The sequence below is a fragment of the Enterobacter mori LMG 25706 genome, from assembly GCF_000211415.1.
Classification (GTDB): domain Bacteria; phylum Pseudomonadota; class Gammaproteobacteria; order Enterobacterales; family Enterobacteriaceae; genus Enterobacter; species Enterobacter mori.
On sequence record NZ_GL890776.1, the window covers coordinates 219,597 to 244,056 of the forward strand.

The 24,460-nt window shown below is 56.3% G+C and carries 22 protein-coding genes and 1 pseudogene; 11 read left to right on the top strand and 12 right to left on the bottom strand.

Annotation, left to right across the window (positions count from 1 at the left end; translation table 11 throughout):
* Positions 1-100: 100 nt before the first annotated feature.
* On the top strand, positions 101-1,012 hold the full coding sequence (locus ENTMO_RS0110920) for a LysR family transcriptional regulator (RefSeq protein WP_010430458.1): 912 nt from the start codon (positions 101-103) through the stop codon (positions 1,010-1,012).
* 355 nt (positions 1,013-1,367) lie between these two features.
* Positions 1,368-1,931 carry a DNA endonuclease SmrA gene (gene smrA, locus ENTMO_RS0110925; RefSeq protein ID WP_010430461.1) on the top strand — a complete coding sequence of 188 codons (564 nt, stop codon included), beginning with the start codon at positions 1,368-1,370 and terminating at the stop codon, positions 1,929-1,931.
* Between the two features lie 9 nt (positions 1,932-1,940).
* On the opposite strand, the gene tcp is transcribed toward smrA, so the two are convergent.
* Positions 1,941-3,599 (bottom strand): methyl-accepting chemotaxis citrate transducer, encoded by a 1,659-nt coding sequence (gene tcp, locus ENTMO_RS0110930; RefSeq protein ID WP_010430464.1) that lies wholly within the window; start codon positions 3,597-3,599, stop codon positions 1,941-1,943.
* 143 nt (positions 3,600-3,742) lie between these two features.
* Here tcp and ENTMO_RS0110935 point away from each other — a divergent pair, with 143 nt between their 5' ends.
* On the top strand, positions 3,743-4,609 hold the full coding sequence (locus ENTMO_RS0110935; RefSeq protein WP_010430467.1) for an aldo/keto reductase family oxidoreductase: 867 nt from the start codon (positions 3,743-3,745) through the stop codon (positions 4,607-4,609).
* Between the two features lie 38 nt (positions 4,610-4,647).
* On the opposite strand, the gene ENTMO_RS0110940 is transcribed toward ENTMO_RS0110935, so the two are convergent.
* Positions 4,648-4,857 carry a hypothetical protein gene (locus ENTMO_RS0110940; RefSeq protein ID WP_029485054.1) on the bottom strand — a complete coding sequence of 70 codons (210 nt, stop codon included), beginning with the start codon at positions 4,855-4,857 and terminating at the stop codon, positions 4,648-4,650.
* A 213-nt stretch (positions 4,858-5,070) separates the two neighbouring features.
* On the opposite strand from ENTMO_RS0110940, the pseudogene ENTMO_RS24060 reads away from it, so the two are divergent.
* The 3 genes and pseudogenes from ENTMO_RS24060 (at position 5,071) to umuC (ending at position 8,409) form a co-directional block, all read left to right on the top strand.
* Positions 5,071-6,595 (top strand): annotated as a pseudogene (locus tag ENTMO_RS24060) (EAL domain-containing protein).
* Positions 6,596-6,728: 133 nt separating this feature from the next.
* Complete coding sequence (gene umuD / locus ENTMO_RS0110950; protein ID WP_010430481.1) at positions 6,729-7,163, top strand: translesion error-prone DNA polymerase V autoproteolytic subunit; 435 nt, start codon at positions 6,729-6,731, stop codon at positions 7,161-7,163.
* Entirely contained in the window at positions 7,147-8,409 is a 1,263-nt protein-coding gene (gene umuC / locus ENTMO_RS0110955; RefSeq protein ID WP_010430484.1) for a translesion error-prone DNA polymerase V subunit UmuC, read from the top strand. The genes umuD and umuC overlap by 17 nt, the downstream gene beginning before the upstream one ends.
* 12 nt (positions 8,410-8,421) lie before the next feature.
* On the opposite strand, the gene ENTMO_RS0110960 is transcribed toward umuC, so the two are convergent.
* Positions 8,422-8,691, bottom strand: a complete 270-nt coding sequence (locus tag ENTMO_RS0110960; RefSeq protein ID WP_010430487.1) for a hypothetical protein — start codon at positions 8,689-8,691, stop codon at positions 8,422-8,424.
* Between the two features lie 82 nt (positions 8,692-8,773).
* Positions 8,774-9,661, bottom strand: coding sequence for a LysR family transcriptional regulator (locus tag ENTMO_RS0110965; RefSeq protein ID WP_010430489.1), 888 nt, complete (start codon positions 9,659-9,661; stop codon positions 8,774-8,776).
* Positions 9,662-9,758: 97 nt separating this feature from the next.
* Here ENTMO_RS0110965 and ENTMO_RS0110970 point away from each other — a divergent pair, with 97 nt between their 5' ends.
* Both ENTMO_RS0110970 and ENTMO_RS0110975 read left to right on the top strand, forming a co-directional pair.
* Complete coding sequence (locus ENTMO_RS0110970; protein WP_010430491.1) at positions 9,759-10,814, top strand: SDR family oxidoreductase; 1,056 nt, start codon at positions 9,759-9,761, stop codon at positions 10,812-10,814.
* Positions 10,815-10,889: 75 nt separating this feature from the next.
* Positions 10,890-11,336 (top strand): hypothetical protein, encoded by a 447-nt coding sequence (locus ENTMO_RS0110975; protein WP_029485055.1) that lies wholly within the window; start codon positions 10,890-10,892, stop codon positions 11,334-11,336.
* Between the two features lie 66 nt (positions 11,337-11,402).
* Here ENTMO_RS0110975 and ENTMO_RS0110980 read toward each other — a convergent pair whose 3' ends face one another.
* Positions 11,403-12,383, bottom strand: coding sequence for an NAD(P)H-dependent flavin oxidoreductase (locus ENTMO_RS0110980; protein ID WP_010430497.1), 981 nt, complete (start codon positions 12,381-12,383; stop codon positions 11,403-11,405).
* A 135-nt stretch (positions 12,384-12,518) separates the two neighbouring features.
* On the opposite strand from ENTMO_RS0110980, the gene ENTMO_RS0110985 reads away from it, so the two are divergent.
* Positions 12,519-13,403 (top strand): LysR family transcriptional regulator, encoded by an 885-nt coding sequence (locus tag ENTMO_RS0110985; protein ID WP_029485056.1) that lies wholly within the window; start codon positions 12,519-12,521, stop codon positions 13,401-13,403.
* Here ENTMO_RS0110985 and ENTMO_RS0110990 read toward each other — a convergent pair.
* A complete protein-coding gene (locus ENTMO_RS0110990) occupies positions 13,375-14,829 on the bottom strand; it encodes an aminotransferase-like domain-containing protein (RefSeq protein WP_029485057.1) in 1,455 nt (484 codons plus the stop codon). The genes ENTMO_RS0110985 and ENTMO_RS0110990 overlap by 29 nt on opposite strands.
* 96 nt (positions 14,830-14,925) lie before the next feature.
* On the opposite strand from ENTMO_RS0110990, the gene ENTMO_RS0110995 reads away from it, so the two are divergent.
* Positions 14,926-15,693, top strand: a complete 768-nt coding sequence (locus ENTMO_RS0110995; RefSeq protein ID WP_010430505.1) for an arylamine N-acetyltransferase family protein — start codon at positions 14,926-14,928, stop codon at positions 15,691-15,693.
* Between the two features lie 18 nt (positions 15,694-15,711).
* Here the strand turns inward: ENTMO_RS0110995 and ENTMO_RS0111000 are convergent, their stop codons facing one another.
* From ENTMO_RS0111000 to ENTMO_RS0111015, 4 genes are all read right to left on the bottom strand, one after another.
* Positions 15,712-18,789, bottom strand: a complete 3,078-nt coding sequence (locus ENTMO_RS0111000; RefSeq protein WP_010430507.1) for an efflux RND transporter permease subunit — start codon at positions 18,787-18,789, stop codon at positions 15,712-15,714.
* A complete protein-coding gene (locus ENTMO_RS0111005) occupies positions 18,786-19,934 on the bottom strand; it encodes an efflux RND transporter periplasmic adaptor subunit (RefSeq protein ID WP_010430510.1) in 1,149 nt (382 codons plus the stop codon). Before ENTMO_RS0111005 ends, ENTMO_RS0111000 begins: the two co-directional genes overlap by 4 nt.
* A gap of 78 nt (positions 19,935-20,012) precedes the next feature.
* Positions 20,013-21,209, bottom strand: coding sequence for a sensor histidine kinase (locus ENTMO_RS0111010; RefSeq protein WP_010430514.1), 1,197 nt, complete (start codon positions 21,207-21,209; stop codon positions 20,013-20,015).
* Positions 21,206-21,901 (bottom strand): response regulator, encoded by a 696-nt coding sequence (locus ENTMO_RS0111015; RefSeq protein WP_010430517.1) that lies wholly within the window; start codon positions 21,899-21,901, stop codon positions 21,206-21,208. Before ENTMO_RS0111015 ends, ENTMO_RS0111010 begins: the two co-directional genes overlap by 4 nt.
* A 124-nt stretch (positions 21,902-22,025) precedes the next feature.
* Between ENTMO_RS0111015 and ENTMO_RS0111020 the strand changes: the two genes are divergently transcribed.
* Complete coding sequence (locus tag ENTMO_RS0111020) at positions 22,026-22,811, top strand: MipA/OmpV family protein (RefSeq protein WP_029485058.1); 786 nt, start codon at positions 22,026-22,028, stop codon at positions 22,809-22,811.
* 183 nt (positions 22,812-22,994) lie between these two features.
* On the opposite strand, the gene yajD is transcribed toward ENTMO_RS0111020, so the two are convergent.
* Together yajD and ENTMO_RS0111030 are read right to left on the bottom strand one after the other, a co-directional pair.
* A complete protein-coding gene (gene yajD, locus ENTMO_RS0111025; protein ID WP_006808895.1) occupies positions 22,995-23,342 on the bottom strand; it encodes an HNH nuclease YajD in 348 nt (115 codons plus the stop codon).
* 77 nt (positions 23,343-23,419) lie between these two features.
* Complete coding sequence (locus ENTMO_RS0111030; RefSeq protein ID WP_010430531.1) at positions 23,420-24,313, bottom strand: PhzF family phenazine biosynthesis protein; 894 nt, start codon at positions 24,311-24,313, stop codon at positions 23,420-23,422.
* Between the last annotated feature and the right edge of the window lie 147 nt (positions 24,314-24,460).

Sequence of the window (24,460 nt, forward strand, 5' to 3'; positions counted from 1 at the left end):
TCACAGTTTTAACCGTTCAGGAATTACCCTCGCACATCCCTTTCCATTAAAGTAGATGACAGTTTCTTTACTCTGATAAACAACGGTTATCGGTCGGGCTATGACATTCCAGATTAAATTTCATCAAATCCGGGCGTTTGTTGAAGTCGCGCGTCAGGGCAGCATTCGCGGTGCCAGCAGGACGCTGAATCTTTCGCAACCGGCGCTGACCAAATCCATCAAAGAGCTGGAGGAGGGCATGGCGGCGCAGCTTTTCGTGCGCAGGAGTAAGGGCGTCGCGTTGACCGAATGCGGTGAGGGCTTTTACCAGCGTGCCAGGTTGATTCTGGAAGAGCTGCGTGCGGCGCAGGATGATATCCGTCAGCGGCAGGGCGAACTGGCCGGGCAGATCAACATCGGAATGGGGGCCAGCGTTTCACGAAGCCTGATGCCCGCTGTCATCACCCGTTTTCATGCGCAACATCCGCAGGTCAAGGTGCGAATTATGGAAGGGCAACTGGTGTCGATGATCAATGAATTACGCCAGGGTGAGCTGGATTTCACCATTAATACCTATTATCAGGGGCCTTACGACCATGAATTTACGTTTGAAAAGCTCTTTGAAAAACCGTTTGCAGTATTTTGTCGGGAAGGGCATCCGGCAACGGGGGCAACCTCTATTAATGAACTTTTGCATTATAACTGGACAATGCCGACGCCGCGGGGAAGCTATTATAAGCAATTGGAAGAGGTATTTAGCCACCGCTCGCAAATACCGCGAATAGGTGTCGTCTGTGAAACCTTTTCTTCCTGCATTAGCCTTGTCGCGCAAAGTGATTTTTTAAGCATATTGCCGCAGGAGCTAGGCTGTGACCCGCTTCTGGCGCACCGTCTGGTCATGCTGCCGGTCGTTGAGTCGCTTCCTAAAGCAACCTATTATTTAATTCAGCGCCGTGATTCACGCCAGACGCCCCTTGCCGAATCATTAATTACGCAATTCAGAAGGGAAGCGAGAAAAATAGTTGTTGCGTGAAATACATATTATAAAAAAACAGGATCTGCCCGACATCAGACAGACCCTATAGTACACACAGCAGCACATCCTTTCGCCAGTCCTGAGTATTATATCCATGAGACAGGTATATTTAGGTATAACATCTTTTCCGAAAAATGAAAGGCAGGCGAGTGATTGATTTTATAAAAATTTAACACAAATCACTTATTTTAACTTTACTGAAGTTTTAGTTAAGTCTGATTTAAATGTTTTTAATAATGGCTATATATATTCATCAGGATAATATGTATCTCACCCCGCATTCTGCAGGGGTGATTGAGGCGCCTGTCTGGTGCAGGTATAGTACAAGCCCAGATGTAGCCGGAGGATTTCCATGAACCCTGACGACAAATCCCTTTTTCTTGACGCCATGGAAGATGTTCAGCCCCTGAAACGCTGCACGGATATCCACTGGCAGCAAAGCCGTAATTCACGGGCTCGCCAGGACATTGATACCGAACAGCTCGACAACTTTCTGACCCTGGGTTTTCTGGAATTGCTGCCGCTCGAAGAGCCGCTGATGTTCCAGCGCGAAGGGGTTCAGCAGGGCGTTATTGATAAGCTGCGTTCCGGCAAATATTCCCGTCAGGCCAGCTTAACCCTCTTACGTCAGCCCGCTGAACGCTGCCGCCAGATGCTGTATTCTTTTATCCGGCAGGCGAGTCGTGACGGGCTGCGCAATCTGATTATCGTGCACGGCAAAGGGAGTGAGCTGAAGTCACACCCTAATGTGGTGCGCAGCTATCTGGCGCGTTGGTTGACGGAGTTCGAGGAAGTGCAGGCATTTTGTGTCGCGCTGCCGCACCATGGCGGCAGCGGGGCTTGCTATGTTTCGCTGCGAAAATCCGACGAAGCGAAACAGGAAAACTGGGAGCGGCACGCCAAGCGCAGCCGCTAGCGGTACGGCTTAGAACGTTTCCCAGTGATTGTCGCCCGACGCGCTGGCCGTTGCCGGGCGCAACAGCTGCGGCGTTTTCACATTTTTGGCGCGCGGCGCGGCACTTTCCTGCACGTTCAGGCGAAATGCGGCCACGGCCTGACGCAATTGCTCGGACTGGTCTTCCAGGGCCGCTGCGGCCGTGGCGGATTCCTGCACCAGCGCGGCGTTTTGCTGCGTCACGCTGTCCATCTGCGATACGGCCAGGCTCACCTGCTCAATACCACGGCTCTGCTCGTCAGAGGCTGACGAAATCTCGCCCATAATATCGGTGACGCGGGTGACTGCGGCGACGATTTCTTTCATCGTTGCACCAGCCTCGCTCACCTGTTCAGAGCCGGTGTTGACCCGGCTGACGGAATTCTCAATCAGTCCTTTGATCTCCTTCGCCGCCTGGGCGCTGCGGCTCGCCAGCGTACGGACTTCACCGGCGACAACCGCAAAGCCACGACCTTGTTCCCCGGCGCGAGCGGCTTCCACCGCCGCGTTAAGTGCCAGAATGTTCGTCTGGAAGGCGATGCTGTCAATCACGCCGGTGATGTGCGCAATTTGCTGCGAACTGTCGGCAATTTCGGTCATCGTGCGAACCACATTATCCACGACGTGACCGCCGCGTGCGGCTGTTTCTGAGGCATTTTTCGCCAGCAGTGTAGCCTGACGCGCGTTATCGGAGTTCTGTTTAACAGTTGCTGTCAGCTCTTCCATACTGGCGGCCGTCTCTTCCAGCGAGGCAGCTTGCTGTTCGGTACGGGCCGAGAGGTCGTTGCTCCCGGCGGCAATCTCACCCGCGCCGGTATAGATCGAATCCGTGCTCCCGCGTACGGCACTGACCGTGTTAACCAGCGACTGCTGCATCTCATGCAGGCCTGCCGCCAGCTGTCCCATCTCATTGCGGCCAGAGATATCGACGTTTTGCGTCAGATCGCCGCCCGCGATGGTGCGGATGTGGTTCATGATGGTTTTGAGCGGTTTCAGCAGCAGGTGTTGTAAACCCTGCCAGATCACGACCAGTACGGCGATCACGGCCAGGAAAATCCCTGCCAGCGTCCACTGCATCTGCGTAAAGCTGCTCTGGTTTTCTTGTGTCGCCGCTTTAAGCAGGGTGTTGTTTTCGGCACGCCAGCGGTTATAGACCGCTTCCATCCCGTCCTGTGCCTGCTGGGCATCCAGATCACCGTAAGCCTGATAGTTGTCGGCGCGCAGATACTCAATCGACAGACGCATCACCTCGTGCATTTGATTCCAGGATTTCTGCATCTCTTCGGTTAACGCCGCGTTTTGGCCATTAACCTGCGGCATTTTCTGCCACTCTTTGTTATAGGCTTCGGCTTTCGCCAGAGAGTCATTGGCGGTGCCTAACAGTTTGTTGATCGCCGCGAGGGACGCAGGATCGCGCTGGTTTTTCAGGTAACGGATCGCCACGCGGGTGACGGTAACGCGCGTTTTTATCAGCGTATTGACGCTGTCGCTCAGGCTCTCCTGCTGGGCATTGAGCACCCCGGAGTTCTGGAAGTTATGGCGATCGTTGCTGACGGCAGAGTAGAACAACCCTCCCGTGACAACTTGCAGCAGACAGAATATGGTGAGGGCAAAGATAATACCGGTAATTACGTGCAGATTTTTCAGCATAGCGGTCGTCCGTTAGAGAGATGCAGAGGTACATCACTACTATCGTCGTATAGAATTTAAACTTTAATTTAACTCGTGCTTAACTTAGGGCTCCGATCGGGAACCTGTTGTAAACCCGGATCATTTTTATGAGGAAGGTCAACATGAGCAGCATTGATAAAAGCGGAACGTACGCGCTCGGCACGCGAACGGTTAAACGACTGGGCTATGGCGCGATGCAGCTTGCCGGGCCGGGCGTGTTTGGCCCACCGAAGGATAAGCAGGCCGCGCTGGAGGTGCTCCGCGAAGCGGTGGCCGCGGGTGTGAATCATATCGATACCAGCGATTTTTACGGCCCGCACGTGACTAACCAGCTGATCCGCGAGGCGCTTCATCCTTATCGGGACGATCTGACCATCGTGACCAAAATCGGCGCCCGCCGCGACGACAAAGGTGCCTGGCTCCCGGCCTTTTCCGCGCAGGAATTGACTCAGGCGGTGCATGATAATCTGCGCAACCTGCAGCTGGACGTACTGGATGTGGTCAATCTGCGGATTATGTTTAGCGCCCACGGTCCTGCGGAAGGATCGATCGCTGAACCGTTGTCCACGCTGGCTGAGCTACAGCAGCAGGGGCTGGTTCGCCATATTGGATTGAGCAACGTCACGGCCTCTCAGGTCGCCGAGGCGCAGAAAATGGTGCCCGTGGTGTGCGTGCAGAACATGTACAACATTGTGAATCGCGGTGATGATTCGCTGGTGGATACGCTTGCGCAGCAGGGGATTGCCTGGGTGCCATTCTTCCCGCTGGGCGGTTTCACGCCGCTGCAATCTTCCGGGCTGCAGACGGTTGCGGATGCGCTGGGAGCAACGGCAATGCAGGTTGCGCTGGCGTGGCTGTTGCAACGTTCTCCGCACATCCTGCTGATCCCCGGAACGTCCTCCGTGGCGCATCTCCAGCAAAACCTTGCCGCCGGGGATCTGGTGTTACCGCCGGACGCGCTGGACACGCTGAATTCACTGGTGGATTAAGCGAAAACAGAATACCGCCTGCCAGATGAAGCCCTGGCCTAGTCTGCCGCAGGCGTCATCGGGTTATTCTGCCGGTGAAGCGCTAACGCTTCCGCCACAATCTCTTGCTTACTTTTGCGGGTTTCATAGGCGGTGGTTCTGATGTACTCCATCAGGTCGGGATCGATGCGGGCGCTCAACATCCTGAGATCGGCCTCCTTTGCTAAACCGCGAGCAACGCGTTTGTCGGGATAATCACGGGCTGGCATAGAAAACGTCCTCCAAAAAGTCTTGTTAATTCGTGCTGTAAAATATGCATTAGTCTAAATTTAAAGTCAATCATTAGTGTTTTTATAGTGATTGATTTAGTTGAGCTCTCTAGTTAAGTCATCAATAAGTCATTAATTTAAAGATAACATGGTTATTTTTATTATTGTCGACCATGCTATTTATAATCATAACCCTGTAGGGTAGATACGTTGATGCGTAACGCTTTTGTGCCTGTCGCAGCAGCAGTAGCCATTTTTATTGCGGGTATTTTTATCCTCAATATTCAACTCTGGTATTCAGCACGGGCCGACAGTCAGTCGGGAGCCCGATACGCTGTAAGCGATATTAATGACATTCTTAACGAGGCGCGCGTTGCCGCCCGAACGGCGACGGAAATTATCGTCAAGGGGTGCGATGCAGAAGGCCAGTATCAACTGGGTACGGAGGCAGCGCTTCAGCCACATCTCAGAACCATCGTCATCATCAGGCAGGGGCAGCCCTGGTGTTCCTCTCTGCCGGGAAATCGCGTGTTTATTGCGGCATATTAATACATTACCCGATACTCCCTTATTTCTTGTTCCGGCAAGCGATACGGTAAACGGGCAGCCGGTTTTGCTCTTTCAGACCCGGTTTGCAGAAAACCGTATTATTGTGACGATCAGCGATCGCCATATCCGGGATGCGTTAAGCACGCCGTTAAAGCACGTGAATTATTCATTAGCGGTGGGCGGGAGCGCAATTGACGCCTCTGGCGAACTGCACGTCACGTCTCCCGGCGAACGTCAGGCCAGACAGGTTTACTCTGAACAATACGCCTATAGCATCCGATACAACCCTGCGCCTTTTTTCAGCCCGCAAAGGCTGCTTCATCAGGGGGGCGGCATACTCCTTTTCGTACTGCTGGTTGCCGGTATCGCGGCTTATGTTCTGTATAAGTACCTGAACAAACACACGCTTCCTGAAGAATCACTTCGCAGTGCGATTGCGAAGAGAGAAATCATTCCGTTTTACCAGCCCGTGGTTAACGGCAGGGCGGGCACGCTGCGGGGCGTGGAAGTGCTGGCAAGATGGAAGCACCCCAAAGCGGGATATATTTCACCGGGAGCATTCATTCCGATTGCTGAAAAATCGGGGCTGATTGTTTCCCTTACACAAAGCCTGATGGCGCAGGTGGTGACGCAAATGAATGCCATCTCCAGTAAACTTCCGGAAGGTTTTCATATCGGGATTAACTTCAGCGCTTCCCATATCGCGATGCCAGGCTTCGTGGACGAATGCCTGAAATATAAAAATAGCTTCGTCAGAAAGGATTTAAACCATGTGATTGAGGTGACAGAGCGAGAGCCGCTGGATATTGATGAACGCCTCGTGCAGACCCTGAACGTGCTCCATGAAAATGGTTTTGCCATTGCCCTGGATGACTTTGGCACCGGCTATTCCGGGCTCTCTTATCTACACGATCTGCATATCGATTACATCAAGATTGACCACAGCTTCGTCAGCAGAGTCAATGAACACGAGGACTCCACCCGGATCCTCGATTGCGTATTGGATTTAGCGCGTAAGCTCTCCATCAGCATTGTGGCGGAAGGCGTTGAGACGAAAGCGCAGTTAGACTATCTCAACCGGAATAATATCGTATATCAGCAGGGATACTACTTTTTTAGACCGGTCGCCTTTACCGGGCTTATCCATATTTTGCTGTCTAAACCCAAGGTGAAGGTCATGGTGGAGTGACTTGTACAGGCTATGGCTAAATTAAATCCGCTCAAACTTCAACGCGTTTGGGTTCGCCTCCGGAAATCATCTTGATCCTTGTCCATAATCCGTAATACTGTATTTATATACAGTATCTGGCGAGAAAGGCATTATGGACACTCTCTTTTCTTATCACCCAAAACAAGTCATTGAATTACCTTTATTTTTAGAACGCGTCGCCTGTGGTTTCCCGAGCCCGGCGCAGGATTACGTGGAGGATCGTCTCGATCTTAACCGGCTGGCAGTGAGACACCCCAGTGCGACCTATTTTATCAAGGTGAGCGGAGACTCCATGATTGGGGCGGGAATTAGCGATGGCGATCTGCTGGTGGTGGATCGTTCGTTAAATGCCGAACATGGGGATATCGTCGTGGCATCGGTCGCCGGTGAGTTTACGGTGAAAGAGCTACAGACCCGCCCGGTTCTGAGGCTATTGCCACATAATGTCCGCTATCAGCCGATCGCCTTTCAGTCCGAAGAGGAGCTGCAGATCTTCGGCGTCGTCACCCACACGCTCAAAACGCATAAACATGTTCGCGCTGGTTGATGTAAATAGCTTCTATGCTTCCTGCGAGCGGGTGTTCCGCCCCGATCTGGAAGGGAAGCCCATCGTGGTGGTGTCCAATAACGACGGCTGCATTATTTCACTGTCGCGAGAGGCAAAGCAGTTCGGCATAAAAATGGGTGAGCCGTATTTTAAATTCAAAGAAAAGCGCTACCCGTCGCGGGTTTACGTCTTTAGCTCGAACTATGCGCTGTATGCCGATCTCAGCAGTCGGGTCATGCAGACGCTGACCGATCTCGCTCCGGCCATTGAGATCTACTCCATTGATGAAGCATTTGTGAATGTTTCGGGTGTCAGCCACTGCCTGTCGCTGGAAACGTTCGGTCACCAGATGCGCACGCAGGTCTTTAAAAATACGGGCTTAACCGTTGGCGTCGGTATTGCTCCGACAAAAACGCTGGCGAAGCTGGCCAACTATGCGGCGAAACGCTGGGCCAGCACGGGCGGCGTGGTCGATCTCTCAGGCCGCGAGCGGCAGCGTAAACTGCTGGAAAAGGTTCCGGTAGAGGAGGTGTGGGGAGTAGGACGGCGCATTACGAAAAAACTGAACGCGATGGGCATTACCACGGCGCTGGAGCTGGCGGAAGCGTCATCCTGGGTCATTCGCAAACATTTTAACGTGGTAATGGAACGTACGGCGCGCGAGCTTCGCGGCGAGCCGTGCCTTGATCTGGAAGAGTTCACCCCCACTAAGCAGCAAATTATCTGTAGCCGTTCATTTGGACACCGTATTACGCAATACGAAGAGATGCACCAGGCCATTTGCGCCTACGCGGAACGCGCAGCGGAAAAACTGCGCGGCGAGCATCAATACTGTCGTTTTATCAGTGTGTTTGTGCGCACCAGCCCGCACGCTGACAACGAAATTTATTACGGCAATCAGGCTTCTGTCACCCTGATGACGCCCACCAATGACTCGCGCGATATCATCCGCGCCGCCACGGAGGCGCTGGGGCGTATATGGCTCGACGGCTATCGCTATATGAAAGCCGGAGTCATGCTGGCGGACTTTTTCAGCAGCGGCGTCGCCCAGCTTAATTTGTTTGACGATAATCGACTGCGCGCCAACAGCGCAGCGCTGATGGAGATGATCGACAGCGTAAATCATTCCGGCAAAGGGAAGATATGGTTCGCCGGGCAGGGGATTGAGAAATCCTGGGCGATGAAGCGCGAGATGCTGTCACCGGCCTATACGACGCGGTACGCCGATTTGCCGGTGGCGAAGTAGAGGAGCGTTGCGTTATTTCTTTTGCGTCAACCAGGTTGCCGCAGCCGTCAGCACGCCGATCCACGGCATTTGGCCCGCTCCGGCCAGGAAGTTATGGCGATCGATGTCATCATTTTTACGGATATCAGCAAGGCGGGTCAGCGCCTCTTTTTCATCCATGGCGCCGATCTTCTCAAACTGTTTTTCAAACCCCTGAGCGGTGAGCTGAGCGGCCGCATCGGTGTTTGCGCTCTCGATCGCAATGAGGTTTGGGCCTTTTTTGAAAAAACAGTAATCCGGCATAAGTGCTCCAGAAAGAGGAGATACGGTAAAAACACTCTATTCCTTGCGGTTAAAAAATGCACGTGGTTTACGGCGGGAACAATTAATTTTTCTTTATTATTTCAGGCAGTAACTGCTCAATCACGCTGACGACCTTTCTGACGCGCTGCGGAATAAAGCGGGCGTCGGGATAAACGGCATAGAGGAAGCGATCGGGTAACCGCCAGTCGGGCAGTATCGGTACCAGCGTGCCCGCCTGCAGCGCGCGGGCCGCGAGTGGTCGCTGCAGGCCGCCGATGCCAATGCCGGATGCCAGCGCCTGTAGCAGCGCGTCGCTGGTATTGGCACGGAAAACGGTATTCACGTTTATCTCGACCGTTTCCTCGCCACAAATCAGACGCAGGGGAGCATCCAGCGGAATACCGCTGAACCGTACGTGTGGCAGCGTCGCCAGCTCGCTGACGGCGTGTACCGCCTGAAAGCCGGGAACGGCAAACAGCGCGGCTTCAATCCGCGCCAGCACGCGAGCCGCGTGCGCCTGCGGAGGCTCACTGCTCAGCCGTATCGCAACATCCACGCCTTCCGTCACCATATCGGCAAGGCGGTCATCCAGGGAAATCATCAGCTGCAGTTCGGGATGCAGGCGCTGCAGCCCCAGCAGATGCGGCAAAATGATCTGCCCCAGGCCGCTCGGTAACTGAACATGGACGCGTCCCTGAACGCTATGATCGACAGGATGTAAACGCCTCTCCGCTTCCCCCATGGCGTCCAGCACAAGCTGCATATCTCGCCGGTAACGTTCACCCTGTTCGGTCAACTTCATCGTACGCGTTGTACGGTGTAGCAATACCACACCCAGCGATTCCTCAAGCGCCGCGATCTGTTGACTGACGGCGGACTGCTTAATACCTGTCTGACGGGCGGCTGCAGAAAACGAGCCCGCTTCAGCGACGCGCAGAAAGGTAGAAATGGCATTGAGCTTGTTATTCATTTAATGATTCTGCTTATAAGTGCCATCTGTTTCAGGGGATATCTCCAGAAAAAATAATATATCACACTGCGTCTGTCACCCATTCCGGAGAAACACCATGAATAAGATGCAGCAACACAACGTCGCCCTGGTCGCGGGGGCCAGCGGCATTGTCGGCAGACAGCTGATCAACACGCTTCTGCACCATCAGTGGAAGGTGATCGGCCTTAGCCGCCATGCCGAGTCTCATCCTGACGGCATCCCCCTGGTGAACGTCGATTTACTGGATGCGCAGGACACTGCACGGGCGCTGCAAGCCCTGAACGGTGTCACCCACATTTTTTACAGCGCCTGGGCGAACGCGGCGAACTGGACAGACATGGTTGAGCCGAACGTCACCATGCTGCGTAATCTGGTCAATACCCTCGAAAAAACGGCACCGCTACAGACGGTAAGCCTGATGCAGGGGTACAAAGTCTATGGTGCGCATCTTGGGCCGTTTAAAACCCCGGCGCGGGAAAGCGATCCCGGCGTACCGGGTGCCGAATTTAACGCCGCGCAGCTCACGTGGCTCAGCCAGTTTCAGCGGGGAAAACGCTGGCACTGGAATGCCATCAGGCCGGGCGTGGTGGGGAGTGCGGTACCGGGTAATGCCATGAACCTTGCGCTGAGCATCGCCCTCTACGCCTCCCTGTGCAAGGCGCTGGATTTACCGCTGCGTTTTCCCGGTTCGGAACAGACCTGGCACAGCATCGTTGATCATACCGACGCCGGGCTGCTGGCCGAGGCAACGCTGTGGGCCGCCACGTCACCCGTGGCACAGAATCAGGCGTTCAACGTGAACAATGGCGATATCTGGCGCTGGAGCGAGCTGTGGCCGCGTATCGCACGCTGGTTTGAACTGGACTCTGCGCCGCCGGTGAGATTGTCATTTCATCAGCTGTTTAATGATTATCGCGGCGTATGGCGCGAGCTTGCCGGAGAGCGGCTGGTGGAAGCGGATATTTTGCAACTGAGCAACGGGCAGTTTGCCGATTTTGTCTTTAGCTGGAATTACGACATGTTTGGGGACGGGAGCAAGCTGCGCAGGGCGGGCTTTACGCAAATGCAGGCGACCGATGAGATGTTTTTCCGCCTGTTCGCGCAACTGAGAGCCGCGCGGATTATTCCCTGACCGTAAGGGTTATTGTCATAAACGATCGGCGCGTTATACTCACGCGTTAATAAAAAGGTATAGCGGGGCAGAGGAATGCACGAGAGTTTAAAAATACTATCAGTCGCGCTACCCCTCATTGCGTTTTTCATTCTGTTAAGCTTTTTTGTAAGACGCATTCGCCAGGCAAAACGGATCATTTCAGATCGTAACGGGATGAAAAAGATATCTGCCAACCCCTCACTATTTGGCGGGAATGCAGGTAAAACCTGGTTTTATGATGACCAGTTTTTATATGAAGTTAAAAACAACGCCACCCGTAAGATTGCGCTGGCTGATATCATTAAAATCGGGCCGGGGAATACCGAGATAAATAGCAGACGGGCCTGGATTGTTATTTACCGTGACGGTGCTAATGAAAAGCAAGTGCAGTTTTATAACAATCTCACCCTCTGGAATCATAACTTCACGGCTTTTCTGGCTGCGGTGAAAACTGCCAATCCTGACGCTGTCGTTAAAGAACGCGCAATCCTCAATTTGTGAAAAACAACCGCAGACGGTGTACGGACGCCGCTCTTGTGCAGCGTCCATAGCATCAGAGTTAAGGGCTTACTCAACCGTTAACGCATTGACGATCTCGGCCACGCTTTTCACGCTGCGGATGTTCCCAATTCCCGTGCCGAGCGCGATATAGCCTTCATCGGTGTTGCCTTCGAGCATGCCAAGACGCAGGCCCCGTAATCCACCCATCGCCTTGCCCAGCTCTTCGTTGCTTGCGCCTGCTTTATCCATCGACGCCAGTTTTTCCGCCAGCTTGCCGGGAAGAGAGCGGTAGTAATGGGGCACGGTGCGGAAAAGCAGCAAATCGAGGCCGTTGGCGGCAACAATTTTCTCTTTGACGCTCTGCGGCACGCGGCTTTCTTCCGTGCTGATAAAGACCGAACCGGCAAACACGCCTTCCGCACCCAATGCATGCGCCGCTCTGGCGGTGCGATTATCGGTAATGCCGCCCGCGGCCATCACCGGGACGTGCTTCACGGCATCGGCAATCAGCGGCACGATGGAAAAGGTGCCAAGCGCCGTTGCGGGTAAGGTACCGCCCTCATCAAAACCGGTAGCCACGATAATGTCTGCCCCCATTTCTTCTGCGAGGCGGGTGTTCTCCGGCGTTGGATTGATGTCGCGGTAGATAATGGCGATACCCGCCTCTTTTAACTCGCTCAACAGCGCAGGAATAATGCTGCCTTCCCCATAGCCCGTATACACCACAACCCTGACGCCTTCTTCTTTCACCACCTGAAGGATCGGCCCTGTCCAGACGTCATTAACGGCCGTGGGGATCAGGTTCACGCCAAAGGGTTTCTCGGTCAGCCGTTTGGTTTTACGAATCTCCTCGCGCATTTTTTCGGCGGTCTCTTCCGGCGTGGAAACTGCGGTATCCGCGGTTAAACCGGCATTGGGTCCCAGCACGCCAAGCCCGCCAGCATTGCTGACTGCGGCAACTAAACGGGCATCCGTGAGCCAGGATAATGGCCCCTGAATAACAGGCTTTTCGATCCCCAGGATCTGACAGATACGGTTATTTTTCATAGCGGACTCTCCCTCTCGTTTGAATGGAGGAGAGTGTAGAACGTGGAATTGTTAGGAAAAATAGCCAAAAAGATTCATCACTGTTATAAAATTTATAACAATAATTTTATCCTGCTCGCGGCAAGATCGTCCCTTATGAACATAAACCTCTTTGAATCTATTCGAATTTTTATTGAAATTGTTGAGTCGGGGAGCTTGTCCAGGGCTGCGGAAAATCTGCAGATCCATCGCCCGGCGGTCACTAAAGCGTTACAGCTTCTGGAGCAGCACAGCGGCACGCGTTTGCTGCAGCGAACAACGCGTCGGATTAGCCTGACGCCGGATGGCGATGCGTTTTATCGCCGGAGTAAACCCCTGCTGGCGCAGGCGGACGAATTGCTGGAGTCGTTTGGTGCTGGCCGGGCAATACACGGCCAGCTGCGTGTGGATATGCCCATCGCTTTTGCAGCGCTGCGGGTGATACCGAACCTGCCTGATTTTTATCGGCAGCATCCTGAAATCGACATCATTTTGAGCAGCTCCGATCGCCGCCGGGATATGCTGCGGGAGGGCCTGGACTGCGTGCTGCGGGTGGGCGAACTGGACGACGGTGACTATATCGCGCGAAAAGTGGGGAACATCAAAATTACGACCTGTGCCAGTCCGGCCTGGCTGGCACAACACGGCACGCCAGAAACGCTGGATGATTTACACCAACATCAGGCCATCAACTGGGTGAATAACAACAGCAGACAAATCCATCCGTGGACGTTTACGACGCCAGAAGGGATCGCGGAGATTACTCTGCCCGGTAAGCTTGTCGTGGATAATTCCGAAGCCTACATCGCAGCAGGTCTGGCCGGGCTGGGGTTAATGCAGGGGATGAATCTCTTTCTCCAGCCTTACATTGACCGCGGTCTTCTGGTTGAAGTTCTACCAGAGCATCGCTCTCCGGACCGCAAACTGTCGCTTCTCTACCCGCACCGGCACCTCTCCCGCAAGGTGCGGGTCTTTACCGAGTGGCTGGAGAGTCTGGTGTAAAAGCAGCCAGTTCATGACACAGCGCGCCAATCTGTTCCACGGCGTTCAGCAGGCGGGGCGAGGGTTCGTTTGCGCAGTTCAGCCGCAGAAAGTGCGTTAACTCTGCGCCAGGGGAAAACAGGGGGCCAGGGCTGACGCCAATGCCCAGCGCCAGCGCGCGACGATGCACCTCCAGCGCGTTGACCTGCTGAGGCAACTCTACCCACAGCAGGAAACCGGCTGCGGGTACGCTAACGCGCGTACCCGGTGGGAACCTGGCTTCGACTCGTGCGACGACGGCTAAAACACCCTCTGCAACCCGGCGCTTTAGCCGCCGCAGGTGGCGATCGTAGTCGCCGCTTGCGAGCATCTCGCTCGCCGCGGCTTCCAGCAGCGGGGCGCCCGCCCAGTCTCCGGCCATGCGAGCCTGTAAAACCTGCAAATGGTAGCGTCCTGGCGCAATCCAGCCGATTCGCCAGCCCGGCGCAAGCGTTTTAGACAGCGAGCTGCAGTAAATCACATTCCCGCTCTGGTCGAATGCCTTACAGGCCGGAGGTCGCTGCCCGTCACCGACCAGGTCACCGTAAACATCGTCCTCAATTAAAGGAATTTCTGCCTCTTCAAGCAGGGCAACCAGTTCCTGCTTGCGCGCGACGGGCATGCTGGCACCCAGCGGGTTTTGCACGGTGGGCGAGGCCAGAACGGCAGCGGGCCGGTGGCAGCGAATGGCGTCCGCCAGCGGTTCCAGCAGCAGGCCTTCCACAGGATCGGTGGGGATCGCTAAAGCCTTCAGGCCTAAATCCTCCAGCAGCAGGAGCGTGCCAAAATAAGCGGGCTGCTCAATCGCCACGACATCACCCGGCTGACACACGGCCCGAAGGGCCAGACGCAGCGCCTGCGTTGCGCCTGCGGTAATAATGAGATCGTCTGCGCCGAAACGGGCTCCCCATTGCGCAGAACGCGCGGCAATCCTGGTGCGCAAATCAACCCTTCCCGGAGGCAGGCTATAGCTCTGCCCATGCGCGTCCAGACGACGACTCGCAGAGTGCAACGCCCGCTGTAGCGCATCTCCTGGCAGCCACGCGGGATCGGGCAGGGCGGCGCCCAGCGGAACCAGACGGGCTTCTGCACTGCTGAACAGCGACCGGGCCACGGCCGACAGGGTGACAGGCACCGGACCTGGCGGGAAACGGGAAGTCTCCACGCGCGGAGGGAGGCTGGTCTGGCGGATGTAATAACCTGAACGCGGACGCGCAACGATCAGCCCTTCAGCCTCCAGGCAGCGAAGGGCCTCCAGCGCCGTCGGAAGGCTAACGTGCTCGCGTTCGGCCAGTTTACGCGCGGAGATCATCCTGTCACCGGCGCGCAGCGCGCCAGACGTCAGCGTGAGGCGCAGCATCTCGGCAATTCGACGATAGTGTGGGGACGACTGGGACGGGGCAGACATGGGTATCTGTTCAGGCTAATTTTCGATAAAACTGACTATACAGCCAATGATGTGCGCCATCTATAGTGTCCGACATGTTCAGGACAAGGAGGCATTATGCACAGCGAAAACTTCAACATTTCCACCTATTTCAAACGCATAAACTATACCGGACCGGCGGGTGCCGATACGGTCACTCTGCATGCTCTTATGCGTCATCAGCTCTTTTCAGTCCCGTTTGAAAATCTGGATGTACAGGCGGGCAAAGTTGTCTCTCTGGTGCCAGACGACATTGCCGATAAGGTGCTAACGCAGGGGCGCGGCGGCTACTGCTATGAGGTGAACGGGCTTTTTGCCATGGCGCTGGAGGCGTTAGGGATACCTTACCGTTTTGTGGCGGCGCGCCCGATGTTCTACCCCGCGCGGCGGCCGAAAACCCATATGGCGCTCATCGCTGAGGTGGAGAGCCGACAGTGGCTTTGCGACCTCGGGTTCGGCAGCTACGGCATTCGCGCGCCGATGGCGCTGGACACGCTTGATGTGGAAATCACGCAGGATTTCGACACGTTCCGACTGAGCCGCAGCGCGGAGGGCGAGTACCTGCTTCAGGCGAAGGTGGAGGGGGAATGGGCTAATCAATACGGCTTTGATCTCACACCTCAGGAATGGATTGATTTCGTCCCGGCCAACTACCTTAACTCCACGCACCCGGAGGCGATCTTTGTGCAGAAGCGGGTGGTGGTGCAGCACAGCCCGGAGGGACGCCAGATTTTACTGGGCGATATGCTGAAAACCATCACCGCGAACGGCACTGAAACGCGGCAGCTGGCGGCGGAGGAAATCCGCCATGTCCTGAAAGACCGTTTTGCGCTGACCGCCGCGTAATCGGAGAAAGATGGGGACTCAGCCCGGCCCGTCGGCTGCGGCTTTGCGCTGAGCCCCCCTCTGTAACAGCAGGCTAAACGACGCGGGTAACACGGTCAGCGTCACCAGCGTCGCAACCAGCAGCCCGCCGATGATGGCATAGGCCATTGGCCCCCAGAAGACCTGATGAGAAATGGGGATCATGCCCAGAATGGCGGCACAGGCGGTCAGACAGATGGGCCTGGCCCGGCGTTCCGCCGCCGCCATAATTGCGGCATCGTTTGCCATCCCCTGAGCAAGATTGCTGTCAACCTCACTAATCAATATCACCGCGTTACGCACGATCATCCCCGCCAGGGCGATAACGCCCAGCAGCGCGACAAACCCCATCGGCGTTCCGCCGGGGAGCATAGCCAGCACGATCCCCGGTAAACCAAACGGGGCCATCAGGAGTGCCAGCAGCATACGGGAATATCGCCGTAGCTGAAGCATCAGCAGCAACAGCATGATGACCAGCGTTACCGGAAGAACGGTAAAGACGGAGCTGTTCCCCTTATCCGATTCGGCAACCGCGCCGCCTTCTTCAATGCTGTAACCTGCGGGCAGGCTCGCGCGCAGCTTATCGACCGCCGGACGCAGCGCCGTGGATACCGCTTCAGCCTTTAGCCCCGGGGCAAGATCCGTTTGCACCGTGATAAAGGGCACGCGCTGGCGGCGCCAGATGACCGGATCGTCCACGCCCCAGACCGGCGTCGCGACGGCGCTGAGCGGAATTTTTTTACCGTCATTCCCCTGAATCGTGAGCGAGGAGAGGGTAGCGGTGCTGTGACGTGCATTGTCCGTGGCCCGGAGCACCACGTCGACAAGGCGGTCGTTATCCCTGATGGACGTGATCACGCTGCCAGACCAGACGGTGTTCAGCGTGCGTGCGAGGCTTTCTGACGATATTCCCGCCGCCCTGGCCGCCGTCTGATTCACCTTAAGGGTAATGACCCTCTCCGGCTCTCCGGCCGTCTGGTTCACGTCACGTGAGAACGGAGACTGTCCAATCGCGTCCGTGAGACGGTTCGCAAACGCCCGAACCTGCAGATAATAAGGCCCGCTCACCCGGTATTTGATTGGCCAGCCGACGGGCGGCCCCAGCTCAAGGGGCGACACGCGCGTGATGATGTCGCTAAACTGCGTCGCCAGGATCCTGTTGAGCTGCGCATGCAGACGATCCCGCGCCTCAAGATCTTTAGCCACCACGACCATCTGGGCGATATTTTCATTTTCCAGCAGCACGTCCATCGGCAGGTAAAAACGGATGGCGCCCGACCCAATGTACGTCGAATAGCGATTGATGTTGCCGTTGCCGACCAGCGCCTTTTCCAGCTTTTCCACCTCTCTTAACGTTTCCGGCTGCGACGCGTTGGCCGGAAGCGTCAGGCTGACTAGCAACTCAGGCCTGTCCGAAGCGGGGAAAAACTCGCCCTGCATAAACGTCGTGCCGTACACGGACAGCCCCAGCGCGGAAAGGGCGAACAGCAGGGTAGCGACTCGGTGACGCAGTGCCAGGCGTAAAAGCCGTCCGTACCCGCGCGCGATCCTTCCGGGTCCCGTCGCGTGATGTCTGACTTTTTCCGGCAGTAGCCACGTGCCCATCAGCGGTGAAAACAGGGTCGCGACAGCCCAGGAACAGAGCAGGGCAATGAGCACCACCGCAAACAGGGAAAAACAGTATTCACCGGCGCTGGAGGCCGCGAAACCAACGGGAATAAAACCGGCAATCATCACCAGAGTACCGGTGAGCATCGGGAAGGCCGTCGTTTTGAATGCATGGGTGGCCGCATGCCGACGGGAATCACCCGCTTCCAGCCGGGAGACCATCGTTTCGACGGCGATCATGGCGTCATCCACCAGCAGCCCCAGGGCAATGATCAGCGCTCCGAGCGAGATACGCTGAAGGCCAATACCGGCGAGCATCATGCCGGCAAACGTCATGGCGAGCACCAGCGGGATGGCCGTCGCCACCACCAGTCCGGCCCGTAAACCCAGTGAAACAAATGAAACCGCCAGCACGATAATAACGGCTTCGATAAGCACCCGGATAAACCCGCTTACCGCGTCACTGACCACCGCCGACTGATCGGCGACTTTTACCATCTCTATGCCGTGCGGAAGCCCGGCGCTGAGGGCCGCCATTCTGGCGTTCAGCGCAGCACCGAAACGCAGCATGTTGCCCGTTGGTGCCATCGACACCGCCAGCCCGATAGCCGGTTTGCCGTTCACCCGGTAGGCCGGTGCCGGAGGCTCGGCGATTTCCCGGGTGACGGTGGCAATGTCGGTCAACGGAATATAGCGATTGTTAACGTGCAGCGTGACGGCACGTAAGCTCTCTTCGGTCGTGAGCGCCCCGCTGACCTTTATCGCCATGTTCTCCCGCCCGGTACGCATAACGCCAGCCGGAACAACCGCGTTCTGCGCCCTGAGGGCGTCGGCGACGGCCTGAATATCGAGCCCCATCCCGGCCAGGCGTGCCGGAGAAAAGGCGAGAACCCACTGCTCCTGCTGTTCGCCCAGCAGGGTGGTTTTGCCCATATCCGGCAGGGACATAAGCTCGCGACGTATTGTCTCTGCGCGATCCCGTACCTCCCGCAGGGTGAAACCTTCGGGAATAAAGGCATAAATTGTGCCGAACGTGTCATCAAACTCGTCGTCCACGGCAGGGCCCTGCACTCCTTCAGGCAGGGACGGCGCGATGTCCTGCATTTTTTTGCGAACCTGATACCAGATGTCCGGCACGCTTTGCGGGGGCGTATCGTCACGGAGGTTGACATGGATAACGGTGCGTCCAGCGCGGGTTTCACTTTCGAGATAATCCAGCCAGGGCGTTTCCTGCAGCTTTTTTTCAAGCGTATCGGTCAGCAGGCGGGTGGTATCCGCCACGGATGCCCCCGGCCACTGCGCGGAGACGACGGCCGTTTTAATGGTGAAAGCCGGATCTTCGTTACGCGGCAGCTTCTCATAGCAGAACACGCCCATCGCAATCACCAGCAGCATGAAAAAGCTGACCATCTGCGGGTTCTTCAGCGCCCAGGCGGAGAGGTTAAATTTGGCTTCCGGTCCTGTGTTCATGGCTGAACCTCTCCAGCCATCACCGGCTCGCCGGACCGCAATGTGCTCACGCCCGCCGTGATCACCCGATCGCCCGGCTCAAGGCCGGAGGCAATCATGACGGAGGTGGCCGTATAGCTCGCGGGCACCACCGCGCGCAGCTGCGCCCGCGACTGCGGGGTAATCACAAAAACGGCCGGTTTGTCGCCTGCACGGCTCAGCGCCGAGGCGGGAAGGGTGTACCCGTGCGGGGCTGACGATGGAAACGTGACGGTAACGCTGGCACCCAGCGCCATGGCCTCTGGCGGGTTATGCAGGGTGGCTCTGACGCGCCAGGTGCGGGTCTGGGGATCGGCCTGCGGGGTGATATCCCGCAGCGCGGCGGACGCCTGTACCGACGGGGCGCTGAGGAGGGAAACCTGTAAAACCGCCTTATCCAGAGGCGGGATCGCATCGGGGGTGGCAATATCAAACGCCACGTCGCGACCTTCTCCGGTCGCCAGCGTCAGCACGGACTGTCCATCGCTGACAACCTGCCCCGCAGAGGCGTTCACGGCCGTGATTACGCCCGCTTGTGGCGCGATCAGGCGCGTCCAGCCGAGGCTTTCGCGGGCATTTCGCCACGCGGCCTCGCTGCTTTTTAAGCGCGCGCTGGCGACAAGCCAGTCCGCACGGGCGCTGTCGAGCTGCGCGCGGGCTATCGCACCCGTTGGCATGAGCTTTTGCATTCGACTGACGTTAAGCGCGGCGACCTGCGCTGAGGCTTTAGCGCCTTCATAGTCGGCCGCTGCGCTGTCGAGCTGGTTTTGCCCGGTCGTGTTGTCAAGCGTGGCCAGCAGCTGTCCGGCAGTGACCCGGTCGCCAATATCAACGCTGCGCGTCAGTATCCGGCCCCCGGTACGAAAGCTCAGGGTCGTTTCATCGTGGGCATGGATCTCACCGGTTCTTTCCAGCGCGGGAAGAGTTTGGGCGGCCCCGACGACGACGTAGCGTACCGCTCGCACAGGGTCGGGCTTGTTTTCGTGTTTATCACCGCAGCCGGTCAGCGGAAAAATCGCCAGCGCAAGCAGCGCCAGGGGAAGAAAATACAGCCAGGAAAGGGTGCGCGCCACGCCGTACAAATGATGCAGGCAGTGGCGGAGGGAGAGAAATAATTCGTCTGACATAACGCCGCTCCATAAAGGTAATGGCGTTATTAAATGCGCGCTACGTCGAGAAAGATTCGATGTTGTGTCAAGGCTTTATCAAGAGTGGATATTTTCATTCTCGGATGGATGCCAGGGCAACAAAATGCGCACGGAGAGGCCGCCGGTTTCCGGTAATGACGCGCTAATTTCTCCGCCATGCGCCTGACAAATCGCCCGGGCGATGGACAAACCGAGGCCGCTACCGCCGGAATGCCGCGCGCGGGACTGCTCCTCGCGGCTGAAGCGTTTAAACATTTCCGGCAAGAACTGGGGCGATACGCCCGGCCCGTCATCGGTAAATTCAAGGGTGTAATGCCCGCTGGCGTCGTGCAGCGCCACCTCAAGATGGCCGCCATCGCGCCCGTAACGTAGTGCATTTTCCATGAGGATGGTCACGACCTGTCCCAGACGGAACGCATCGCCTCTGAAGGGGCAGCTACGCGGGTTACGAAGCGTTATCCGGAAATGATGCGCATCAGCCTGGGGCATGATCCAGGCGGCCCGCTCCTGAATCAGCTCATCCAGACAGAACGGCTGGTCCTCCAGCACGAGATTACCCGCGTCGGCCAACGAGAGAAGGTGGAGCTCATCGGTGAGACGGCTGAGGTGCTGGAGCTGCTTCATCACCATTTCCAGCTGCGCGGGGCTGGCATCAAACACGCCGTCTAACATGCCCTGCAGACGCCCGATGGCGGCCGTCAGGGGCGAGCGTAGCTCGTGCGCCATCGCCACGTGTGAGGCGCGGAGCTCTTTTTCATAGCGAGCGAGTTGCCCCGTCATGGAGTTAAAGTCGGTCGCAAAGCTGACCATTTCCGCCGGGGCATCTTTGATAAGTTCCGCCTGACGGCCAAACTGCCCTTCGGCGACATACTTTGCCGCATCGCGAAGGCGGCTGAACTGCAGCGCCAGCGGCCGGGCGTGTTTTAGCCCCATCACCACAATAAACGGGATCATCACCAGCACCAGCAGCGCCACCGTGACCCAGTCGGCTGAGGCGATAGACGGCGTGGAATAGCTCAGACCCCACCAGGTGTCCACAATCGTGTGGAAGCGGGCCGGATTGGCCTGCGGGTTCTGGCTAAGCGTAAGAAACTCCTGTCGGACCGCCGGCGGCATCCTGCCCATTATCCAGTAGTTCTGTACCGCATAACGTAGCCACATGCAGGTGGCAATGACGATCACGCTGCCGATGGCTAGCGCCAGGATACGCGCGCAAATCCAGCGCCACAGAGAGGAGTGCCGGTTTTTTATCATGGTTGTCTGAACCTGTAACCTACGCCGCGAACGTTGATCAGCACGCCGGAAATACCCACCGCTTCGAGTTTTTTACGCAGGTTATAAATATGCGTGTCCACCACGCGCTCCAGCGCCTCGCTTTCCGGCAAACAGTGTTCCAGTAAATACTGGCGGGAGAACGGGTGCGCAGGAGAACGCAGCAGCGTTGCCAGAAGCGAGAATTCCGTTGGCGTAAGATCGAGCATCACAGGCGTGTCGTCGCCGTTATCCACGCTCGCCACAATGGCGGCGACATCCACCTCCAGCGTTTGCCAGCGAAGGATCTTTTCCTCTGTCTCTTTTTTACTGCTGCGCCGCAGCCCCGCCTGCACCCGCGCCACCACTTCGCCCGGATGATAAGGTTTAACAACGTAATCATCGGCACCGTAGCGCAGGGCGCCAATGCGATCGGGGGTATCCCCCATGGCCGTAACCATGATCACCGGCACGTCGCTTTTACGACGCAGGCCCGCCAGCACCTCGGTGCCGTTGAGCCCCGGCAGCATCACATCCAGCAGGATGAGGTCGGGTTTCCACCGCTGGGCCATATCCAGCCCGGAAAGACCGTCTCTGGTAATGGTCACGTCGTAATTTTCACGCCGTAAATAGGCTTCGAGCACGCCAGCCGCATCGGCGTCATCTTCAATAATCAGCACTCTTCTGGACAACATCCGTTCACCTTGACCATTTCTTAACACTATCCCGACGATTCATTGATTCAGCCAAATCATACTGCGCCAACATTGTGTGGCCGCTCCTGTACCAGGAGACGCCAGCGTCTGTATGGAGAGCAGTATGATAGCGATAAAAAAAGTCCTGTATATGTCCGTCCCGCTTCTGATGGTCGTGGCATCCGGCGCGCAGGCGGATGATGGCTCTGCGTCCGATTCCTTAACCGTCGGGCTGGGGGGACAGTATGCCCCGCGTTACTCAGGCTCAGACAAGCAGGTGTGGCAGGTGGTTCCTGTGCTGCAAGGGCGCAAAGGCGCTTTCTTTATTGATGCGCAAAAAGGGCTGGGATATGACCTGCAAAACGACAGCGGTTGGTATTTCGAACACACGCTGGGCTACGACTTCGGAAGGGCTGATAAAAATTCTGACTGGCGTGAGGGCGCAAACAATCTGAAAGGGATGGGGAACATTGATGCCACCCTGAATACCGGCCTTGCCGTGGGCTGGCAGGCCGCGCCCTGGCTGAGTGTGGAAGGCAAAGCGACGCTGCCGTTAACGGACAGCCAGGGAGGAAGCTATCAGGCCTCCGTTACGCTAATCCCTGTACAAAATAACCAGGACACGGTCGCCTTTCAGTCTGCGGCCCTGTTTGGCGACAGCCGTTATCTGAATACATGGTATGGGGTCAGCGAGCAGCAGAGCCGCCGCACCGGATATCACCGCTATTCAGCGCCGGGTGGATTTTATGGCGTCGACACCAGTCTGACCTGGAGCCATCAGTTCGATGCCCACTGGGGAACGGTCCTGAGTGCGGACTATACCTGGCTTGGCGACCATGCGAATGAAAGCCCGATTGTGATGCGGCGAAATGAGGGGTCTGCAACCGCCGCAATCACCTGGACATTTTAACGTCGAGGTGACGGTATGCGCTTATGGGATTGGCCATTTTTCAGTACGGCAGTAGTAGTGATCGCGGGGATATACGTCATAACCTACTATGTGTATGTCTATACGTGAACCTCTCTAAGAACATCGGAGTGAGCAAAACTTGAAGAAGTAGTAACCCGCGAAAAAACGCCATTCCTGGCGTTGTTACTTCTTCTTGTTCATCATCGCTTTTAAATCGGCAAACGGGTTAAACGTGGCGACGCCCACGTCTTTTTGCGCGTCTTCACCGGCCACGACGGTAGTACCGTACTGATCCGCTTCGGTGTATTTTGAGTGCTCATGGTCATGGCAAAACAGGCACAACAGCTCCCAGTTGCTGCCATCTTCCGGGTTGTTGGTATGGTCGTGATCGATATGGTGAACCGTCAGTTCTCGCAGGTTGGAATAGACAAACTCCCGCGAGCAGCGTCCACACACCCATGGATAGATTTTTAATGCTTTTTCGCGATAACCGCTTTCCAGCCGCGCGTAGTTTTTGGGGATCAAAGCCATTGCCGGTTTTACCTGTGATAAAAATAGTGTCTCAATATATCCCATCGGGTGCCGTAAAGGTAAACGCCATTGCTGTGTTAGAGCGAAAATGTGCCTTCAAGCGTAATCACACATTTTCCCCCTACGCGAACCACAGCCTTTCCTGACGAGGCATCGTATCCCGCGAACAGCACGCTTGCTCGCCCCATATCAACGCCCTGACTGACGTTAAGGTTAAGCGTCGTTTTATTGCGCTGCAACGCCAGTAGCGCCGTTGCAGCGGCCGTCGCGCTGCCTGTTGCAGGATCTTCTGTCATGCGGGGAGTAAACATGCGGGCCTGGACATCGTGAGGTTCATCGGGATCCGTATCCTGGGTATAGGCATAGAGGGAGACCGCGCCATCCAGCGGTAACGTCGCGCGAAAACCCTGTAAATTCGGCACGCACCGACGAAGTGCCTCGCGAGAAGCCAGCTCGGCTATCAGGAAGGGCAGACCTACCGACGCGACAACAGGCATATGTACCTCGGTACGGATATCTTCTGCGTTCAGGGATAAGCAGGCAGCCACGCTTTCCGGGCTAACTTCAGAGCGCAAGGAGAGTACCTCTGGCACCAGGAGTTCTGCGCCGGTCACGGTATCGTTGTCACGTAGCAGGCGCACGGGCACCAGACCGGCTATTTCCTCGAAGTGCAGCGTATCAGGCTGGCGCTGATGATTCATCGCTGCGTGATGTGCCAGCACGTACGCAGTTCCAACATTCGGGTGCCCGGCGAAGGGGATCTCGCGCGAGGGCGTAAAGATTCGCACGCGTGCCGTATTGGAGGGATTGTCTGGCGGCAGAACGAACGTGGTTTCGCTGTAGCCAAATTCAACGGCGACCTGCTGCATTTGTGCTTTGCTCATACCCTCCGCATCGAGTACGACGGCGACAGGGTTACCCAGAAACGGGGTGTCAGTAAAAACATCCGCAACAACATAGCGTCTTTTCATTTTCTGTCCGGTGTAAAAGTCCTGACATAGAGTAGTAACGATAAATCAAACCGATAACCAGCCGTTTTTTACCTGACGGACCTGAAAAAAATTCAATCAATTTATTTGAATCACTCCGTTAAATAAACGCCATTTATTCTCACCCGG

Excerpts from the sequence above, each read along its gene's own strand:
- ENTMO_RS0110920 (WP_010430458.1), top strand. The coding sequence starts at position 101 with ATGACATTCCAGATTAAATTTCATCAAATCCGGGCGTTTGTTGAAGTC.
- smrA (WP_010430461.1), top strand. The coding sequence starts at position 1,368 with ATGAACCCTGACGACAAATCCCTTTTTCTTGACGCCATGGAAGATGTT.
- tcp (WP_010430464.1), bottom strand. The coding sequence starts at position 3,599 with ATGCTGAAAAATCTGCACGTAATTACCGGTATTATCTTTGCCCTCACC.
- ENTMO_RS0110935 (WP_010430467.1), top strand. The coding sequence starts at position 3,743 with ATGAGCAGCATTGATAAAAGCGGAACGTACGCGCTCGGCACGCGAACG.
- ENTMO_RS0110940 (WP_029485054.1), bottom strand. The coding sequence starts at position 4,857 with ATGCCAGCCCGTGATTATCCCGACAAACGCGTTGCTCGCGGTTTAGCA.
- umuD (WP_010430481.1), top strand. The coding sequence starts at position 6,729 with ATGGACACTCTCTTTTCTTATCACCCAAAACAAGTCATTGAATTACCT.
- umuC (WP_010430484.1), top strand. The coding sequence starts at position 7,147 with ATGTTCGCGCTGGTTGATGTAAATAGCTTCTATGCTTCCTGCGAGCGG.
- ENTMO_RS0110960 (WP_010430487.1), bottom strand. The coding sequence starts at position 8,691 with ATGCCGGATTACTGTTTTTTCAAAAAAGGCCCAAACCTCATTGCGATC.
- ENTMO_RS0110965 (WP_010430489.1), bottom strand. The coding sequence starts at position 9,661 with ATGAATAACAAGCTCAATGCCATTTCTACCTTTCTGCGCGTCGCTGAA.
- ENTMO_RS0110970 (WP_010430491.1), top strand. The coding sequence starts at position 9,759 with ATGAATAAGATGCAGCAACACAACGTCGCCCTGGTCGCGGGGGCCAGC.
- ENTMO_RS0110975 (WP_029485055.1), top strand. The coding sequence starts at position 10,890 with ATGCACGAGAGTTTAAAAATACTATCAGTCGCGCTACCCCTCATTGCG.
- ENTMO_RS0110980 (WP_010430497.1), bottom strand. The coding sequence starts at position 12,383 with ATGAAAAATAACCGTATCTGTCAGATCCTGGGGATCGAAAAGCCTGTT.
- ENTMO_RS0110985 (WP_029485056.1), top strand. The coding sequence starts at position 12,519 with ATGAACATAAACCTCTTTGAATCTATTCGAATTTTTATTGAAATTGTT.
- ENTMO_RS0110990 (WP_029485057.1), bottom strand. The coding sequence starts at position 14,829 with ATGTCTGCCCCGTCCCAGTCGTCCCCACACTATCGTCGAATTGCCGAG.
- ENTMO_RS0110995 (WP_010430505.1), top strand. The coding sequence starts at position 14,926 with ATGCACAGCGAAAACTTCAACATTTCCACCTATTTCAAACGCATAAAC.
- ENTMO_RS0111000 (WP_010430507.1), bottom strand. The coding sequence starts at position 18,789 with ATGAACACAGGACCGGAAGCCAAATTTAACCTCTCCGCCTGGGCGCTG.
- ENTMO_RS0111005 (WP_010430510.1), bottom strand. The coding sequence starts at position 19,934 with ATGTCAGACGAATTATTTCTCTCCCTCCGCCACTGCCTGCATCATTTG.
- ENTMO_RS0111010 (WP_010430514.1), bottom strand. The coding sequence starts at position 21,209 with ATGATAAAAAACCGGCACTCCTCTCTGTGGCGCTGGATTTGCGCGCGT.
- ENTMO_RS0111015 (WP_010430517.1), bottom strand. The coding sequence starts at position 21,901 with ATGTTGTCCAGAAGAGTGCTGATTATTGAAGATGACGCCGATGCGGCT.
- ENTMO_RS0111020 (WP_029485058.1), top strand. The coding sequence starts at position 22,026 with ATGATAGCGATAAAAAAAGTCCTGTATATGTCCGTCCCGCTTCTGATG.
- yajD (WP_006808895.1), bottom strand. The coding sequence starts at position 23,342 with ATGGCTTTGATCCCCAAAAACTACGCGCGGCTGGAAAGCGGTTATCGC.
- ENTMO_RS0111030 (WP_010430531.1), bottom strand. The coding sequence starts at position 24,313 with ATGAAAAGACGCTATGTTGTTGCGGATGTTTTTACTGACACCCCGTTT.